Origin of the sequence: Acidovorax sp. K2F (genome assembly GCF_025246485.1) — a bacterium.
Lineage (GTDB): Bacteria > Pseudomonadota > Gammaproteobacteria > Burkholderiales > Burkholderiaceae_C > Acidovorax > Acidovorax delafieldii.
Genome location: NZ_JAOBSQ010000038.1, coordinates 122611 through 139424 on the forward strand (window position 1 = coordinate 122611; position 16814 = coordinate 139424).

General features: G+C 63.9%; 11 protein-coding genes. 1 reads left to right on the forward strand and 10 read right to left on the reverse strand.

From position 1 onward, the window contains the following. Positions 1-60: 60 nt before the first annotated feature. The 3 genes from N4G42_RS14900 to N4G42_RS14910 form a co-directional block, all read right to left on the reverse strand. A complete protein-coding gene (locus N4G42_RS14900) occupies positions 61-3222 on the reverse strand; it encodes an EAL domain-containing protein (protein WP_260667733.1) in 3162 nt (1053 codons plus the stop codon). 413 nt (positions 3223-3635) lie between these two features. Continuing rightward, positions 3636-4061, reverse strand: a complete 426-nt coding sequence (locus N4G42_RS14905) for an acyl-CoA thioesterase (protein WP_056067722.1) — start codon at positions 4059-4061, stop codon at positions 3636-3638. Positions 4062-4081: 20 nt separating this feature from the next. Further along, on the reverse strand, positions 4082-4864 hold the full coding sequence (locus tag N4G42_RS14910; protein ID WP_260667734.1) for an SDR family oxidoreductase: 783 nt from the start codon (positions 4862-4864) through the stop codon (positions 4082-4084). A gap of 139 nt (positions 4865-5003) precedes the next feature. Between N4G42_RS14910 and N4G42_RS14915 the strand changes: the two genes are divergently transcribed. Continuing rightward, complete coding sequence (locus N4G42_RS14915) at positions 5004-6704, forward strand: electron transfer flavoprotein-ubiquinone oxidoreductase (RefSeq protein WP_260667735.1); 1701 nt, start codon at positions 5004-5006, stop codon at positions 6702-6704. A gap of 93 nt (positions 6705-6797) precedes the next feature. On the opposite strand, the gene N4G42_RS14920 is transcribed toward N4G42_RS14915, so the two are convergent. The 7 genes from N4G42_RS14920 to N4G42_RS14950 form a co-directional block, all read right to left on the reverse strand. Further along, on the reverse strand, positions 6798-8471 hold the full coding sequence (locus N4G42_RS14920) for a methyl-accepting chemotaxis protein (RefSeq protein WP_260667736.1): 1674 nt from the start codon (positions 8469-8471) through the stop codon (positions 6798-6800). A gap of 131 nt (positions 8472-8602) precedes the next feature. Continuing rightward, positions 8603-12256, reverse strand: coding sequence for a hydantoinase B/oxoprolinase family protein (locus N4G42_RS14925; protein ID WP_260667738.1), 3654 nt, complete (start codon positions 12254-12256; stop codon positions 8603-8605). Between the two features lie 49 nt (positions 12257-12305). Continuing rightward, entirely contained in the window at positions 12306-12854 is a 549-nt protein-coding gene (locus N4G42_RS14930; protein WP_108498208.1) for a hypothetical protein, read from the reverse strand. 31 nt (positions 12855-12885) lie between these two features. Further along, complete coding sequence (locus tag N4G42_RS14935) at positions 12886-13851, reverse strand: TRAP transporter substrate-binding protein (RefSeq protein WP_260667739.1); 966 nt, start codon at positions 13849-13851, stop codon at positions 12886-12888. 42 nt (positions 13852-13893) lie between these two features. Then, the gene (locus tag N4G42_RS14940) at positions 13894-15192 is read right to left on the reverse strand and encodes a TRAP transporter large permease (protein WP_192421486.1); all 1299 of its coding nucleotides are present in this window, start codon (positions 15190-15192) and stop codon (positions 13894-13896) included. Positions 15193-15213: 21 nt separating this feature from the next. Then, positions 15214-15723: a TRAP transporter small permease gene (locus N4G42_RS14945; RefSeq protein ID WP_056067705.1), complete on the reverse strand. Its 510-nt coding sequence runs from the start codon at positions 15721-15723 to the stop codon at positions 15214-15216. 111 nt (positions 15724-15834) lie between these two features. Then, entirely contained in the window at positions 15835-16800 is a 966-nt protein-coding gene (locus tag N4G42_RS14950) for a TRAP transporter substrate-binding protein (RefSeq protein ID WP_099730078.1), read from the reverse strand. Positions 16801-16814 lie beyond the last annotated feature (14 nt).

Genomic DNA, 16814 nt, shown 5'->3' on the forward strand with positions numbered 1-16814 from the left:
CAGCGACTCAACGGACCGATACCCGCGCGATGCTCCGCATGACCTCAGGACCTCAGGACCTCAGGCCGGCAAGTCTGTATCGGTCTCGCGCACCCAGGGCTGCTGCGCCTGCCACTGGTCCAGCCAGCCCGGTACCTGCTGCGCGGGCATGGGCCGCGCAATGCCATAGCCCTGGCCCAGCACACAGCCCATGGCCAGCAGCATGCGGCCGTGGTCCACGGTCTCCACACCTTCGGCAATCACCTTGCGGTTGAACGCTTTGGACAGGCCCACCACACCCTGCACAATGGCCAGGTCGTCGCGGTCTTCGAGCATGTCGCGCACAAAGCTCTGGTCGATCTTGAGCAGCTCTGCAGGCAGCTTTTTCAGGTAGGTCAGCGACGAATAACCGGTCCCAAAATCGTCCAGAGCAAACCGCACGCCCAGTTCGGCGCATGCGTGCATCAGGCCAGATACCTGGGCCATGTCCTGCAACGCGCTGGTCTCCACAATCTCCAGCTCCAGCGCCGACGAAGGCACCGAGGGATGCGCTGCCAGTGCCTGGCGCAGCTTGTGCACAAAGTCCTCTTGCTGGAACTGCTTGGAGAACACGTTGACGCTGACCGGCATGCGCAGCCCCACCGCCAGCCACTGCGCCATTTGGGACAGGGCCATCTCCAGCACCCGCTCGCCAATCGCAATCGCCATATCGTGGTCTTCAATCACCGGCAGGAACTGGCTCGGGGCCAGCAGGCCCCGCTGCGGATGCAACCAGCGGACCAGCGCCTCCATCCCCACCACCTCACCTGTCTGCATGTTGACCTGGGGCTGGTAGTACAGCACCAGCTCCCGCTGCGCGATGGCGGTGGCAATCTGCTCCAGGCTTTCGCGCTTGATCCGGATGGCCGCATCGCTGGCCACATCAAACAGGTGGAACCGATTCTTGCCCGCCTGCTTGGCCAGGTACATGGCCTGGTCGGCATGGCGGATGAGCTGCTCCGAACTGGAACCATCCTGCGGGTAGATGGTGACGCCAATGCTGGCAGACACCTGCAGGGATTGCCCGTTCACCAGCAACGGCTCGGCCGCCACCTGCAACAGCCGCAACAGCAGGGGCTCGCAGTCCTGCTCGGCCGTCAGGTCGGTCATGACGGCCACAAACTCGTCCCCACCAATGCGCGCGAGCGTGTCGCCATCGCGCAGTGCAGAACGCAGACGCTTGGCAATCGCCACCAGAAACTCGTCGCCCGCCGCATGGCCATACCGGTCGTTGATGTCCTTGAAGCCATCCAGATCCAGAAACGCCACCGCCAGCGACTTGTTGCGACGCACACAGTGCGCCATGGCCTGCTGAAGCCTGTCGGCCAGCAGAACGCGGTTGGGCAGGTGCGTCAGCATGTCAAAGTGCGCCACCTCGGCCAGCTGCTCGTTGATGCGGCGCATCTGTGCATTGGCAGCCTCCAGCTCGGCCTGGCTGCGCAGGCGCTCCGTGATGTCGCGAACGATCATGCTGCTGTATTGGCGGCCTTCACTGTCGCCATAAATGCTGGAGCTGATCTCGGCGGTGAAGTGGCTGCCATCACCCCGGACCATGGTCAGCAGGCCGGCCGCCTGCCCCCTCTGCTGGCGCTGTACCAGCAGCTCCTGCAACCGGGGGTCGGCAGGGTCGGCCAGCCCCATGCGCCCCCGGGCGATGATTTGTGCCTCGCTCAAGTCAAACAGTCGGCAAGCCGCCTGGTTCACGGCCAGCACGGTGCCATCGGGCGAGGTCAGCAACACTGCGTCCATGCTGTTGTCAAACAGCGCCTGGAACTTGAGTTCGCGGTCCTGGAGTTGCGACGTCAGCTTGCGCCGCATGGTGATGTCGACAAAGGTCACCACGATCTTGTCGAGCTGTCCATCGGTGGTGAACCACGGGTCGGCCCGGCTCAGCACCCAGCAGATGCCTGCATCCTTGCCACGGACGATGCCTCCCACCACCCCGTTGACAGGTTCAAGGGTCGCAAGCACCCGGGAGGCGGGGTAGTCGGAAACCGGCATGACGGCCCCCTGCTCGTTCACGAAGGACCAGGCCGGGTCGATCAGCTGCTTGCCGGTCATCTGCTCAAAACTCAGCCCCAGCAGGTTACTGGCCTCGGCGTTGCACCGCACCACAGCGCCCGTCGCATCGTGGATGACCAGACCCGTCATCAGGTTGTCGATGAGGGAGCGCTGCTCGGTCTCGCTCTCACGCAGCACCCTTTCCACCGCCAGCCGCTGCTGCTCGGCTTCGTGCTCGCGGCGAGCGAGGCGCAGCGACACGAGCTTGATGAACACCAGCAACAGCGCCGTGAGCGCCAGGGGAGTGTCGATGCTGCGGGCCCAGACCTGAAAGAACCGACTCTCGGGCTGCCCGACAAAGACGGTCGCAGGGAGCCTGTCGAGCCGGTGGAACAGGTTAATAAAGTTCTGCCCCTTCAACAGCGCATTGGGTCCCTCGACCCGCCCTTGCAGGGGGAACTGGTGCTGCGCGAGATACCGTACCAGCACCCCGTCCCGACGCATGCCATACACCTCGTCCTTGGTGACCGTGGCGGGCACCGGAAAGCGGGTCATCAGGTAGCCGTCATCGCGCAGCACACCCACTGTGAGCTGCTGCACCAGCGGCGCGTCTTTCCAGAGCGACTCCAGAAAATCGACCGGAAATACATCTGTCAGCACCGCCCGGGGCTGGCCTTGCGCATCCCGCAGCACATAACGCAGCGTGAACACCCAGTCCTGGCTCTGCGCGTCGCGCTGGGGTCGTCCCAGGTAGATGTCGTGCTGGTCCTTAGCGTCCCGCGCAAAGTCTTGAAAGCCGGATTGATCCACCAGGCCGGGTTGGCCGTTCCTGTCCGCCGCGTGGGACGAGGCCAGCACCTTGCCGTTCATTTCGCTCAGGGATATCTCGCTGACTTCGGGGCGGTGCTTGCGGTAGTCCGTCAGCAGTTGCTGCGCCAGCGCCAGGTTGTCGATACCACCGGGCGAGATGGCGATGGTTTCTGCCAGGCTGAACATGCCAGCGCGTTTGGAGAGAAAGAAGGTGTCCAGCGTTCGCGTCAGCAGCACCAGGTTGGACTGCATGTGCTCCTCTTCACGGTCCCTGACCTGCCCCCATTCGTCAAAGGCGTACAGGCCAAACATGAAGAGAACCGACGCGATGACCAGATTGGTCACCTTGTTGATGCTGCTGGCAGCCGCGCTTGCTGGGATGGTTGAATTCATTCAGAAAGCACAAAGCAGCACGTCGGTGCGGTGTTGGAAATCCCCTCCCCGGCTCTATTCGTTTTCTTCTATCGTTGCCGAAGTCATCCTAACAGGTAACAAAAAGAACAGGAGGTTGAATGAGAAGGCGCGGTATGGGGTCGGCGGTATGGGCACAGTGCTCCGCGCCTGGGTGCCTGTGGAGCCGTATTCACTGGCTACCGCAGGGCCACCAGCAGAGGGAAGAAGTGGCACGGGTGCTGGGTGCTCGCAGAGGCTTGCCTTCAACTCTGTCGTCAAACCACCGGTGCAAATCGCCCAAACACTATCTTTTTAATAGCAATCAAGGCATTTATCACGTGCGCTACCGGCCGAATAGTCCAAAAAATGAGCCACCAGCCCCCGCCACGGGGCTCAAGTGACGGGACGGACGGTCAGCTGGCAGTCACCAGCGTCCGCATCCAGTCGGGCAGCGGCGCGGCCTTCTGCTGCGGAAAGTCCACCCAGATCGTCGTAGCTCCGCCCGCTGCGCATATCACGCCCGGCTGGTCCACGCGCTCCATCGTGCCCCAGGTCTCGAACGTGGTGCGGCCCGGGTCGCTCACGTAGAGCTTGAGCAACACGTCGGCCGGGTATTCGAGCTGCTTGTAGAAATTGCAGAACGCATTGACGATGACAGGCCCCTGTCCGCGCGGGTCGGGGTTGCAGCCCACCGACACCATCCACTCGATGCGCGCGGTTTCCAGGTAGCGGAAGTACACGGTGTTGTTGACATGGCCCATCGCATCCATGTCGCCCCAGCGCACCGGGAACCGCATCTCAAAGACCAGCTTCTTGACCTCAGGGATTTCGATCTTCATACCCGCTCGTGCCCCAGGGGTCAGACCGCGAAGCCGTCGTCGGCTGCGATCACCGCGCCATTCACAAAATGGCTCTGGTCGCTGGCCAGCATCACCAGCAGCGCATCCAGGTCCTGCGGCTGGCCCACGCGCTTGCGCGGCAGCATGTCCATGAGCTTTTTTCCCTGCTCGGTCTGCCAGTGGTGGTGGTTGATTTCCGTGTCGATGTAGCCGGGGCAAATGGCGTTCACGTTGATGCCGAACCGGCCCCACTCCAGTGCCATCGCCCGGGTCATCTGCACCACGGCGGCCTTGCTCATGCAATAGGCGCCGATCTGCGGAAGCACCTTGAGGCCCGCCATCGACGCGATATTGATGATTCGACCGCCGGTGAAGCTGCCCGGCGCTGCACCGCGGGAGCGGGCCAGCATGCGCCTGCCCACCTCTTGCGCCACAAAGAAGGCGCCCTTCACATTGGTGTCGAAGATAAAGTCATAGTCCTCGGGCGTCACGTCCTGGATGCGCTGCGTGGTGCTCACGCCGGAGTTGTTCACCAGAATGTCGATGGAGCCCATTTCGGTCTCGGCATGGGCCACGGCGGCCTTGATGGAGTCGTGGTCGGTCACGTCCAGCTCGATCACATGGGCGTCACCGCCCTCGCCTTCGATGCGCGCGCGCAGCTCCTTGAGTTTTTCCACCCGGCGGCTGGCCAGCACGACGCCTGCGCCAGCGCGGGCCAGGGTGCGGGCAAACTGCGCGCCCAGGCCGCTGGATGCGCCCGTGATGAAGGCCACGCGGCCGGACAAGTCGATGCTGTATGCCATTTAGAGTCTCCCTACTGATCAAAATAGAACGGTCGTTCGATTGTCTATATTCCGTGAATACAATCAGTCGCCAGACAGACAGAGCGCGGTCGGCGCTCTGTAGAAAATAATCCATTATCAAACGCCCGACGAGAAGCCCATGACCAACGAAGAAATCCTCGCCCAATACGGCCCCCGCGAATCCATGGAATACGACGTGGTGGTCGTTGGCGGCGGCCCTGGCGGCCTTGCCACTGCGATCCGCCTGAAGCAACTGGCGGCCGAAAAAGGCCAGGACGTCTCGGTGGTGGTGCTGGAAAAAGGCTCCGAGCCCGGTGCGCACATCCTGTCGGGCGCCATCATGGACCCCAAGGCCCTCACCGAGCTGATCCCCGACTGGAAAAAGCGCGGCGCGCCCCTGAACCAGCCCGTCACCGACGACGCCTACATCTTCCTGTCTGAAAAATCGGGCTTTCGTGTGCCCAACATGTTCCTGCCGCCGTTTGCGCAGAACCATGGCAACTACATCATCAGCCTGGGCAACCTGACCAAGTGGCTGGGCGAACAGGCCGAAGCCCTGGGCGTGGAAATCTTCCCCGGCTTTACGGCCGCTGAAGTGCTCTACAACGACAACGGCTCCGTCAAGGGCGTGGCCACCGGCAACATGGGCATTGGCAAGGATGGCGAGCCCACCGAGAACTTCCAGCTCGGTATGGAGCTGCTGGGCAAATACACCGTGTTTGCCGAAGGCGCACGCGGCCACCTGGGCAAGCAGCTGATTGCCAAGTACCAGCTCGACAAGGACCGCGACCCGCAGAGCTTTGGCATTGGCGTGAAGGAACTCTGGGAAATCGACCCCAAGAAGCACCAGCCCGGGTTTGTGATGCACACCGCTGGCTGGCCCATGGAGAACGACACCTACGGCGGCGCCTTCCTGTACCACCTGGAGGGCAACAAGGTGGCGCTGGGCTTCGTCACGGGGCTGGGTTATGCCAACCCCTACCTGAGCCCGTTCGAGGAGTTCCAGCGCTGGAAGACGCACCCCAACGTCCGCTACTACTTCGAAAATGAGAAGGGCGAGATCACGGCCAAGCGCCTGTCCTACGGTGCACGTGCCATCAACGCCAGCGGCATCAACGCCCTGCCCAAGACCGTGTTCCCAGGCGGCGCACTGGTGGGCTGCAATGCCGGCTACCTGAATGTCGGCCGCATCAAGGGCAGCCACGCCGCCATCAAGACCGGCATGCTGGCCGCCGAAGCCGCCTACGACGCCGTGGTGGCAGGCCGCCAGCACGACGAGCTGACCGCCTACCCCGAAGCCTTCGAAAAGAGCTGGCTGCACACCGAGCTGAACAAGGACCGCAACTTCAAGAACTGGTTCAAGTACGGCCTGACCACGGCCACGCTGATGAACGGTTTCGAGCAGTTCGTGCTGCGCGGCCACATCCCCTGGACGCTGCACCGCGACAAGCCCGACCACGCGTACCTGAAGCCTGCGGCCGAGTGCAAGCCCATCGTCTACCCCAAGCCCGATGGCAAGCTCACGTTTGACCGCCTCTCCAGCGTGTTCATCAGCAACACCAACCACGAAGAGAACCAGCCCGCCCACCTCACGCTCAAGGACGCGAGCGTTCCGGTCAACATCAACCTGGCCAAGTACGCCGGCCCCGAGGCGCGCTACTGCCCGGCGGGTGTGTACGAGTTTGTGCCCGACACCACCAAGGGCGGCGATGCCCAGCGCCTGCAGATCAATGCGCAGAACTGCGTGCACTGCAAGACCTGCGACATCAAGGACCCCACGCAGAACATCGTGTGGGTCACGCCGGAAGGCGGCGGTGGCCCGAACTACGCGGGCATGTAAGCACCGTCAAAATTCATAGTACCTTGCGCTTGAAGGGCCTGCACTGCAGGCCCTTTTTTATGTGAATCAATCCGATCTGCAGCGCAATACCCCTCACGCAGCAGCGCGCGTGAGCTGAAACTGCCCCATCGCACCCGCCAGCCGGTTGGCCTGGTCCTTGAGGCTTTGGGCCGCTGCGGCGCCCTGCTCCACCAGCGCTGCGTTCTGCTGCGTCATATGGTCGAGCTGGTCCACCGCCTGACTCACCTGGCCGATCTGCGTGCTCTGCTCGCTGCTGGCCTCGTTGATCTCGGACATCAGCGTGGTCACACGCTCCACGCTTTGTACGATGTCGCCCATCGTGGAACCTGCTGTCACCACCAGCCGGGCGCCGTCACTCACCTTGTCCACGCTGGTGGAGATCAGCGCCTTGATCTCGCGCGCCGCATTGGCGCTGCGCCCTGCGAGGCCCCGCACCTCGCTGGCCACCACGGCAAAGCCGCGCCCCTGCTCGCCCGCGCGGGCGGCCTCCACGGCGGCGTTCAGTGCCAGGATATTCGTCTGGAACGCAATGCCATCAATGATGCCCACGATGTCGGCGATCTTCTTGCTACTGGCGTTGATCTCTTCCATGGTCTTGACCACCTGGCTGACCACTTCGCCGCCTTTGCTGGCCACCTCGGTGGCGTTGAGCGCCAGCGCATTGGCCTGGCGGGTGCTGTCGGCATTGGCGGCCACCATCTGCGCCAGCTGGGCAATGCTGGCCGCCGTCTGCTGCAGGTTGCTGGCGGCGTGCTCGGTGCGCATGCTCAGGTCGGTGTTGCCCGCTGCCACTTCGGAGCTGGCCACATGGATGGATTCGCCCGAGTCACGCACCTCGGTCACCACGTAGTGCAGCGACTCGACCATCTTGTCCAGCGCAGTGAGCAACTGACCGATCTCGTCGGTACGCTGGGTTTGCATACGCACTGTGAGGTCGCCCCGCGCCACCACAGCGGCCGCCTCGGAGGCCTGGCGCAGCGGCAACACGATGGAGCGCCGCAGCAGCCAGCCAAACAGCGCCGACAGCGCCACCACCACCAGCACGGCCACGGCGCTGACCCATTGCGCACGGGACGCGTCGGCAATCATGCTGTCGCCCGTCTTCAGGGAGGACTGTTCGGAGGCCGCGAGCAATTGGTCGATGGACCGCAGGTATTGGGTCAACGCGGCGGCGTGCTCCTGCAGCTCCTTCTGGCTGATGATCTTGGCTTCGAGGGCGTTTTGCACCAGCGCGTCCCGCAGCGCGGCATATTTCTGGCGTTCGGCCTGGGCCTGTGCCCACAGCGGCCTCGCGCTCTCGCTGGAAGACGCCTTGGTCAGCGCTTCATCAATGCGCTTGCGCATGGCGTCTTCGGCGGCGATCTGATTGCGCATTTCAGCCACCAGGGGGAACACATCGGACGACAACGTGGCGCGCAACGCTATCTGGCCGATATAGACCGACTGGGTTTTCCAGTCGCGCACGGTCCGCTCAATGGGCAGTTGCTCCGTGGTCAGCAACGTGGCCTGGCGGCTTGTGTCCTGCCCTGTGAGCCAGGTGGTGGCCCCCAGCAGCGCCACCGCAAAGCCCAGAATGCCAAAGCTGGCCGCCAGCTTTTGCCCCACGCTCAGAGTCCGGCGGTGCCGCGCAGGTGCAGGGCTCTGAGCGGCAGCGTCTGGCACGGCACGGCTGAACTCCGCGTCGGCCGGTGCGGCGGAGAAGGCGGCGCCGCCAGGCGCCCCGGAAGTGGCGGGCAAATAGTTCATGAGCGTTCTCCTGTTTCATTTCCCGCACCATGCGGGGGTGGAAGCCGGTGGTGGCCAGCGCCATGCACCGTGCGCCCCCAAAGGCTCAGAGCACACAACACCTGCCCCACCGGGGTCAGCGGGCCATCACGTCAGGACGTGACACATTCGCCAAAGCCGCCACCGCCGGGGGTGGCGATCTCGAACACATCGCCGGGCTCCATCAGCGCCGCGCCAATGTGGCCCAGCTCCTCCACCTGGCCATTGGCACGCAGCACGCGGTTGGCACCAGGCCTGCCGGGCTGGCCGCCCGCCATGCCAAAGGCCGGGTTCAGTCGCCCGTTGGACAGGATGCTGGCCGTCATCGCCTCAAGGAAACGCACACGCCGCACGCCGCCATCGCCACCCGCCCAGCGGCCTGCGCCGCCCGAGCCGCGCTGGATCTCGTAGCTGTCGAGCACCACCGGGAAGCGGAACTCCAGCACCTCGGGGTCGGTGAGGCGCGAGTTGGTCATATGGGTCTGGACCACGCTGGTGCCGTCAAAGCCGCGCACCGCCTGGCCCGAGGCGTCCAGCACCGCGCCCGCACCGCTACCACCGGCAATGGTTTCGTAGTACTGGTACTGCGCATTGCCGAAGGTGAAGTTGTTCATGGTGGGCTGGCTACCCGCCATCACGCCCAAGGCGCCAAACAGCGCGTTGGTGATGCAGGTGGAGGTCTCCACATTGCCTGCCACCACCGAGGCCGGCGGGTTGGGGTTGAGCATGGAGCCTTGCGGAATGATCACCTGCAGGGGCTTGAGGCAACCGGCGTTGAGCGGAATGTCATCGTCCACCAGCGTGCGGAACACATACAGCACGGCCGCCATGCACACGGCACGGGGGGCGTTGAAGTTGTTCATCTGCTGCGGACTGGTGCCTGCAAAGTCGATGACCGCACTGCGCTCGGCCACATTGACCTTGACCGACACGCTGATCTGCGCGCCGTTGTCCAGCGGCAGGGTGAAGCTGCCGTCCTTGAGCTGCGTGATCACACGGCGCACGGACTCTTCGGCGTTGTCCTGCACATGGCGCATGTAGGCCTGCACGACATCCAGGCCAAACTGGTCCACCATCTTCGACAGTTCTTGCACGCCCTTCTCGTTCGCGGCGATCTGTGCGCGCAGGTCGGCCAGGTTTTGCTGCGGGTTGCGGCTGGGGTACGGCGTGGTGCCGCCGCCCGTGGCCAGCAGGGTGCGCACCTCCTCTTCCAGAAAGATGCCCCGGTCCACCAGCTTCACGTTGTTGATCTGCACACCTTCTTCATCAATGCGCGTGGAGAACGGTGGCATGGAGCCCGGCGTGGTGCCGCCAATGTCCGCGTGGTGGCCCCGGCTTCCCACATAAAACGTGGGCTCGTTGCCCTCGGCCACATACACCGGGGTGATCACTGTCACATCGGGCAGGTGGGTGCCACCGTGGTACGGGTCGTTGAGCATGTACACATCGCCCGGGTGCATCTTGCCCGCGTTCTCGCGGATCACGGTCTTGATACTCTCGCCCATTGACCCAAGGTGCACGGGCATGTGGGGCGCGTTGGCAATCAGGTTGCCGGCTGCATCGAACAGCGCGCAGCTGAAGTCCAGACGCTCCTTGATGTTGACTGAATACGCCGTGTTCTGCAGCTGCAGCCCCATCTGCTCGGCAATGTTCATGAACAGGTTGTTGAACACCTCCAGCAGCACCGGGTCCACCGTGGTGCCTGCGGCGTACTGCACCTTGCGGGCCGTCACGCGGTCCAACACCAGGTGGTCCAGGTCGGTCAGGCGCGCAGACCAGCCGGGCTCCACCACGGTGGTGGTGTTCTTCTCGGCAATGATGGCCGGGCCGGGGATCACGTCGCCGGGGTGCAGGTCCTCGCGCACTACCAAGGCAGCGTCGTGCCATGCGCTGCCCGAGTACATCTTCACCATCTCGCGCTGCGGGTGCTTGCGGTGCGGGTGCACGGGCAGGCGCGGCTCGGCGGGAGCGTCGCCTGCAATCATGGCTTCGACCGACACGGCCTCTACCACCAGGCCCTTGCCCGCCATGAGGAACGCAAAACGCTGGCGGTAGGCGGCCTCAAAGGCCGTCTGGATGCTGGCCATGTCGCCAAAAGGCACCACCAGGGCCGAGTCGGTGCCCTCGTAGCGCACATGCACGTTGTGGCGTACCTGCACCGGGTTCGCACTGACCTGCTGGCGCTCCAGCTCGGCCTGCGCGGCAGAACCCAGCGTATCCAGGCGCTCAGCGATCAGTGGCAGGGATTCAGCCGCCAGCGGCATCTCCACCGCCTGCTCGCGGATCACGGTCTGATCGGCCAGGCCCATGCCGTAGGCGCTGAGCACCCCAGCCAACGGGTGTACAAATACGCGCGACATGCCCAAGGCATCTGCCACCAGGCAGGCATGCTGCCCACCGGCGCCACCAAAACACTGCAGGGTGTAGCGCGTCACGTCGTAACCGCGCGCCACGCTGATCTTCTTGATGGCGTTCGCCATCTGCTGCACGGCAATCTGGATGAAGCCTTCGGCCACTTCTTCGGGCCTACGCTGCGTCTGCGCAGCAATTTCTTCAAATCGCGCGCGCACCGCATCGGCGTCCAGCGTTTCGTTGGCTGCGGGGCCGAACACACTCGGGAAGTAACGGGGCTGCACCTTGCCGACCATCACGTTGGCATCGGTCACAGCCAGCGGGCCGCCTCGGCGGTAGCTCACCGGGCCTGGATTGGCGCCGGCGCTCTCAGGGCCGACGCGAAAACGGGCGCCGTCGTAGGCCAGCACCGAGCCACCGCCAGCCGCCACCGTGTGGATGCTCATCATGGGGGCGCGCATGCGCACACCGGCCACGTGGGTCTCAAACTCGCGCTCGAACGCACCGGCGTAGTGGCTCACATCGGTGGACGTGCCGCCCATGTCAAAGCCGATGACCTTTTCGTGTCCGGCCAGGCCCGCCGTGCGCGCCATGCCCACAATGCCGCCTGCTGGGCCGGAGAGGATGGCGTCCTTGCCCTGGAAGGTGCCTGCATCGGTAAGACCACCGGACGACTGCATGAAGAACAGCTTGACGCCCGGCATCTCGCTGGCCACCTGCTCCACGTAGCGGCGCAGGATGGGAGAAAGGTAGGCATCCACCACCGTGGTGTCGCCCCGGCTCACGAACTTCATCATGGGGCTGGTTTCGTGCGAGGTGCTGATCTGCGTGAAGCCCACTTCCTGTGCGATGCGCTTGGCCGCCTGCTCGTGCTGGGTGTAGCGGTAGCCATGCATGAACACAATGGCCACGCTGCGCAGGCCGCGACCGTAGGCGGCCAGCAGGTCACCGCGCAAGGTGGCTTCGTCCAGGTTCTGCAGCACGCCACCATGGGCGCCCATGCGTTCGCGGGCCTCGATGACTTCGGTGTAAAGCAGCTCGGGCAGCTGGATGTGGCGGTCAAACAGGCGCGGGCGGTTCTGGTACGCGATGCGCAGTGCATCGCGAAAGCCGCGTGTGGTGACAAGCAGCGTGGGCTCGCCCTTGCGCTCCAGCAGCGCGTTGGTGGCCACGGTGGTGCCCATCTTCACGCATTCCACCTGCGCGGGGGTGACGGGCTCGCCAGGCTTCAGGCCCAGCAGGTGACGAATGCCTGCCACGGCCGCGTCCTTGTACTGCTCGGGGTTCTCGGACAACAATTTGTGGGTGGTCAGCGAGCCATCGGGTCGCTTGGCCACGATGTCGGTGAAGGTGCCGCCCCGGTCGATCCAGAACTGCCAGCGTGGGGTGTGCGTTTGGGGTGTGATGGTGGTCATGTGTAGTGGCTCCGAGATAAAAAAGTTGAAAGACGTGGTGGCGGTGTGGCTAGGCCATGGCAACGCTGGCGGGCGCCAGCCTTTGCATGACCTGCCACACGGCAGGAATGGGGGGAGCGGTGGCAAGGGCCAGCTCGACGGGGCACCAGGGGCCAGCCAAGGAGGCGGCCCAGGCCATCACGGGCAAGATGTCTACCGGCGGGAGGGTCTGCATGGTGTCGATCACGATGCGAAGCTCCTGCGCCAGGCGGTTGCCAGGGGCAAATCGCCAGTGGTATTGGCCGCCAGTCACGCACACGGCGCGGTTGTCCTTGGCAGTCATGGCAGACAGCCAAAGGCATTGAAAGTCTGTGCAGGCCGGTGCCGGGGGATCGGTCAGGCAAAAGGTGTAGGCGTTTTCATAAGCACGGCCAAAGTTGCGCACCAGCGTCTCGGCAATGGCCTCGCGGCCCAGGGTGCAGGCCAGGGCATGCCCTTCGCCCTGGCGCATCTCCATCTGCAGCAGCGCGCCACCGGCAAAGGCTTGCGCGATGAGGTGCGGGCGATTGAGGTCCTTGGCGCGCAGGTACATCTCTATGGTGTCCGAGGGCGTGTGCATGGTGCTTCTCCTGAAAGGCGTGCAGGAAAGGTCAGCGCTGCGTGTAGTACGGGATGAAGATCTGGTTGGCCTCGCTGCCCACCGAGCGCACCCACTCGCGCGAGAACCGTTCGCCCAGGCGCTTGAGTTCGGCATCAAAATCCGCTGGCGCACGATCCACCTTGATGCCCTTGCGCTGCAGCTCGGCCACCGACTCTTCGGCCACCGCAGCGCTCATGGCCCAGCCGCGCGTTTCTGCCTCGGCGGCGGCTTTGGTCACCGCCTGGCGTGCGGGTGCAGGCAGTGCGTCAAAAGCCTGCTGATTCACAAACACGATGTTCTTGGGAAACCAGGCGTTGATGCCGTAGTACTGCTTGATCTGTCCCCAGACATGGTTCTCGACCCCGGTGAGGGCCGAGGTGATCATGGAATCGAGCTTGCCGGCCGACAGAGCCTGGTTGACTTCGACCATGGGCACATCCACGGGCGTGGCGCCCAGCAGTTCGGCAATGCGCACAGTGCCGGGGTTGTAGGTGCGCATGCGCGTGCCCTTGAAGTCGGCGGACGAGCGCACGGGGTTGATCGAGAACAGCCCCTGCGGCGGCCAGGGCACGGCGTACAACGCCTTGAACCCCTTGCTGGCCATGTGCGACTCGATCAACGGCCGCTGCACGTCCCACATGCGCCGCGCGTCGGCATAGCTGCGCACCACAAAGGGCACGGCATCCGCCCCGGCGATGGGGATGTCCCGCACCAGGTTGGTCATGATGGTCTCTCCCGCCTGGGCCTTGCCCTCCTGCACGGCCTGGGGGATCTCGTTCAGCTTGAACAAGGCGTTGTTGGCGTGAACCTCGATGCGCAACGCACCGGCCGAAGCACGCTCCACATCCTGCGCAAACTGCACGAGATTGCGGGTATGAAACGACTCCGCGCGGTAGCCCGTGGCCAGCTTCCACTGGGTCTGGGCGTGCAGCACCGGGGCCACGGCGAACGCAGCCAACAACACCAAAGTTTTCATGGGGAACTCCTGCGCGGACGTTTCAGGCGTGGGTGCTGGGGGTCAGCCCTGCATCTGGCGTGGTAGCCAGAGCACGACATCCGGCACGAAGTACGTCATCACGACCGCAACGATCATCAGAGCAAACAGAGGCAGCGCCGTGCGTGCGATCCAGGTCACTTCGCGCCGCGTCATGCCCTGCAACACGAAGAGGTTGAAGCCCACAGGCGGCGTGATCTGCGCCATCTCGACCACCAGCACGATGAAGATGCCGAACCACACCAGGTCAAAGCCTGCGGCCTCCACCGTGGGCAGCAACACCGCGATGGTCAGCACCACCATGGAGATGCCGTCCAGGAAGCAGCCCAGCACAATGAAGAACACGATGAGCAGCAGCATCAGCGCAAAGGGCGACAGGTGCAGCGCGCCGATGAACTCGGCCAGGTGCCGTGGCAGGCCAATGAAGCCCATGGCCAGCGTGAGGAACGCGGCACCCGCCAGGATGAGGCCGATCATGCAGTACACGCGGCAGGCGGCGACCAGCCCTTCCTTGAAACGCTCCCAGTTCAGCGAACCCTCGATCTTGGCCAGGATCAACGACCCGGCCACACCGAGCGCCGCAGCTTCGGTGGCGGTGGCAATGCCGCTGTAGATGGCGCCCAGCACCACGACGATGAGCGACACGACCGGAATCAGGTGGCGGGACGCATACAGCTTTTGCACAAAGCTGAGACGGGCGTCAGGCGCAGGCACCTTGTCTTTGTTGAACAGGGCCCACACGATGATGTAGCCCATGAACAGCGCAGCCAGCATCAGCCCCGGAATCACCCCTGCCAGGAACAGCTTGGAGATCGAAACGTTGGCCGCCACGCCATAGACGATCATGATGATCGACGGCGGAATCAGCAGACCCAGGGTGCCCGCACCAGCCAGCGTGCCCACGGAGATATCTTCGGGGTAGCCTCGCTGCTTGAGTTCAGGCAGCGTGATCTTGCCGATGGTGGCGCAGGTAGCGGCCGATGAGCCCGAGATCGCGGCAAAGATGGTGCAGCCCACCACATTCACATGCAAAAGGCGGCCTGGTAGGCGCTCCAGCCACGGTGCCAGGCCCTTGAACATGCTGCTTGACAGCTTGCTGCGGAAAAGGATCTCGCCCATCCACAAAAACAGCGGCAGAGCCGTCAGCGTCCAGCTGGAGGTAGACCCCCAGATGGTCAGCATCATGCTGTCGCCCACCGGGCGGTTGGTAAAAAACTCCATGCCGACCAAGGCCACTGCCAGCAGTGACAGGCCGATCCACAGGCCCGATCCGAGCACTGCGAACAGCACCACGATCAGACCCAAGGCAATGATGACGTCCATGATGAGTTCTCCTGGATCGGGTTATTCGGAACGGGCTGCTTCGGACACAGCCATGAACGCCACACCCTGGAAGCGCAGCACCAGCGCATGGGCAAACGCCAGCGCAAAGCCAATACAGCCCATGGCCATGCTGATCTGGGGAATCCACAGCGGCGAGGCGTCGGCTGCCGGCGAGATGTCATGGGTGATGTAGGAGATCCACACCGACCGCACGGCATAGCAGGCGATGTACACGGACAACACCAGCGCACTGACCAGGCAGAACCACTCGAAGGCACTGCGCCAGCGGGCGGGCAGCCTGTCCAGGATGAGCGTCACGCGGATGTGATCGCCGTTTTGCAACGTGCTGGGCAGCGCAAAGAACAAGGCGGCGGCAATGGCGTAACCCGCGTAAGCGTCGAGTCCGTCGATGTTGAGGTGGATGACTTCGCGGGCAAAAACGCCCAGCGTGACTGCGCCGAACGCGGCCAGCATCGACAGGCCGGACAGCAGCATCAGCAGCCTGTAGAAATTTCGGACGAGCTTGTCCATGGCGTACTCCTGTAACGCTTGAAAAAGAGGGGGAGCGGTAATGAAATTGCGGGGGTAGCGCGCGGTGCGCTACCCGGCCCCGTGGGGGCCTTCAGACATGTTCAGAAGTGACTACTTCTTGCGGTAGGCGTCGATGATGGCCTGCCCCTCGGCACCGGCCGATTTCACCCAGTCGGCGGTCATGGATTCGCCGATGCTCGCCAGCTCCTTCTTGATGCTGTCGCTGGGCTCGGCCACTGTCATGCCCTTGGCCGACAGTTCCTTGATGAACTCCTTGTCCACACGTTCGCTGGTGGCCCAGCCGCGTTCTTCGGCGGCAGCTGCGGCTTTGAGCACGGCATCCTGCAGGGGCTTGTCGAGGGCGTCAAAGGCCTTCTGATTCACCACCGTGGCATTGCGCGGCAGCCACGCGCTGACGGGGTAGAAGTACTTGACCTGCTCATACAGCTTGGACTCCACGCCGCTGGCGCTCGACGTCAGAAAGTTCTGCACCGTGTTGGTCGCCAGGGCCTGGCCCAGCTCGGACAGCTGGATCGTCACGGGTTGCGCCTTGAGCAGCTGGGCAATGCGCGTGGTGGCAGGGTTGTAGGCGCGCATCTTGGTGCCGGCAAAGTCTGCGGGCGTGCTCACCGGCTTGAGCGAATACAGCGACTGGCCGGGCCATGGCACGGAGAACAGTACCTTCACGCCCTGGGCGGCCAGCAGCTTCTCTTGCGCGGGCTTGGCGGCCAGGTACAGGCGCTTGGACTCTGCATAAGTGGTCGCCAGGAAGGGAATGGAGTCCACGCCAAACAACGGGTTCTCGTTGGTGGCGCCCGACAGGATGAACTCTGCCGAAGGCACCTGCCCGGTCTGCACCGCACGCTTGATCTCGTTGGCCTTGTACAGCGAACCACCGGGGTGCAGGGTGATCTTGAGCTTGCCGCCAGTGAGCTTGTCCACTTCATCGGCGAACTGCTGCACGTTTTGCGTCTGGAAGCTGTTAGCACCGTAGCCGGTGGGCAGGTCCCACTTGACCTGGGCCTGGGCCGCACACACGCTGAGGACAGCCGTCATACACAGTGCAAATTTTTTCATGGGGAGACTCCTGG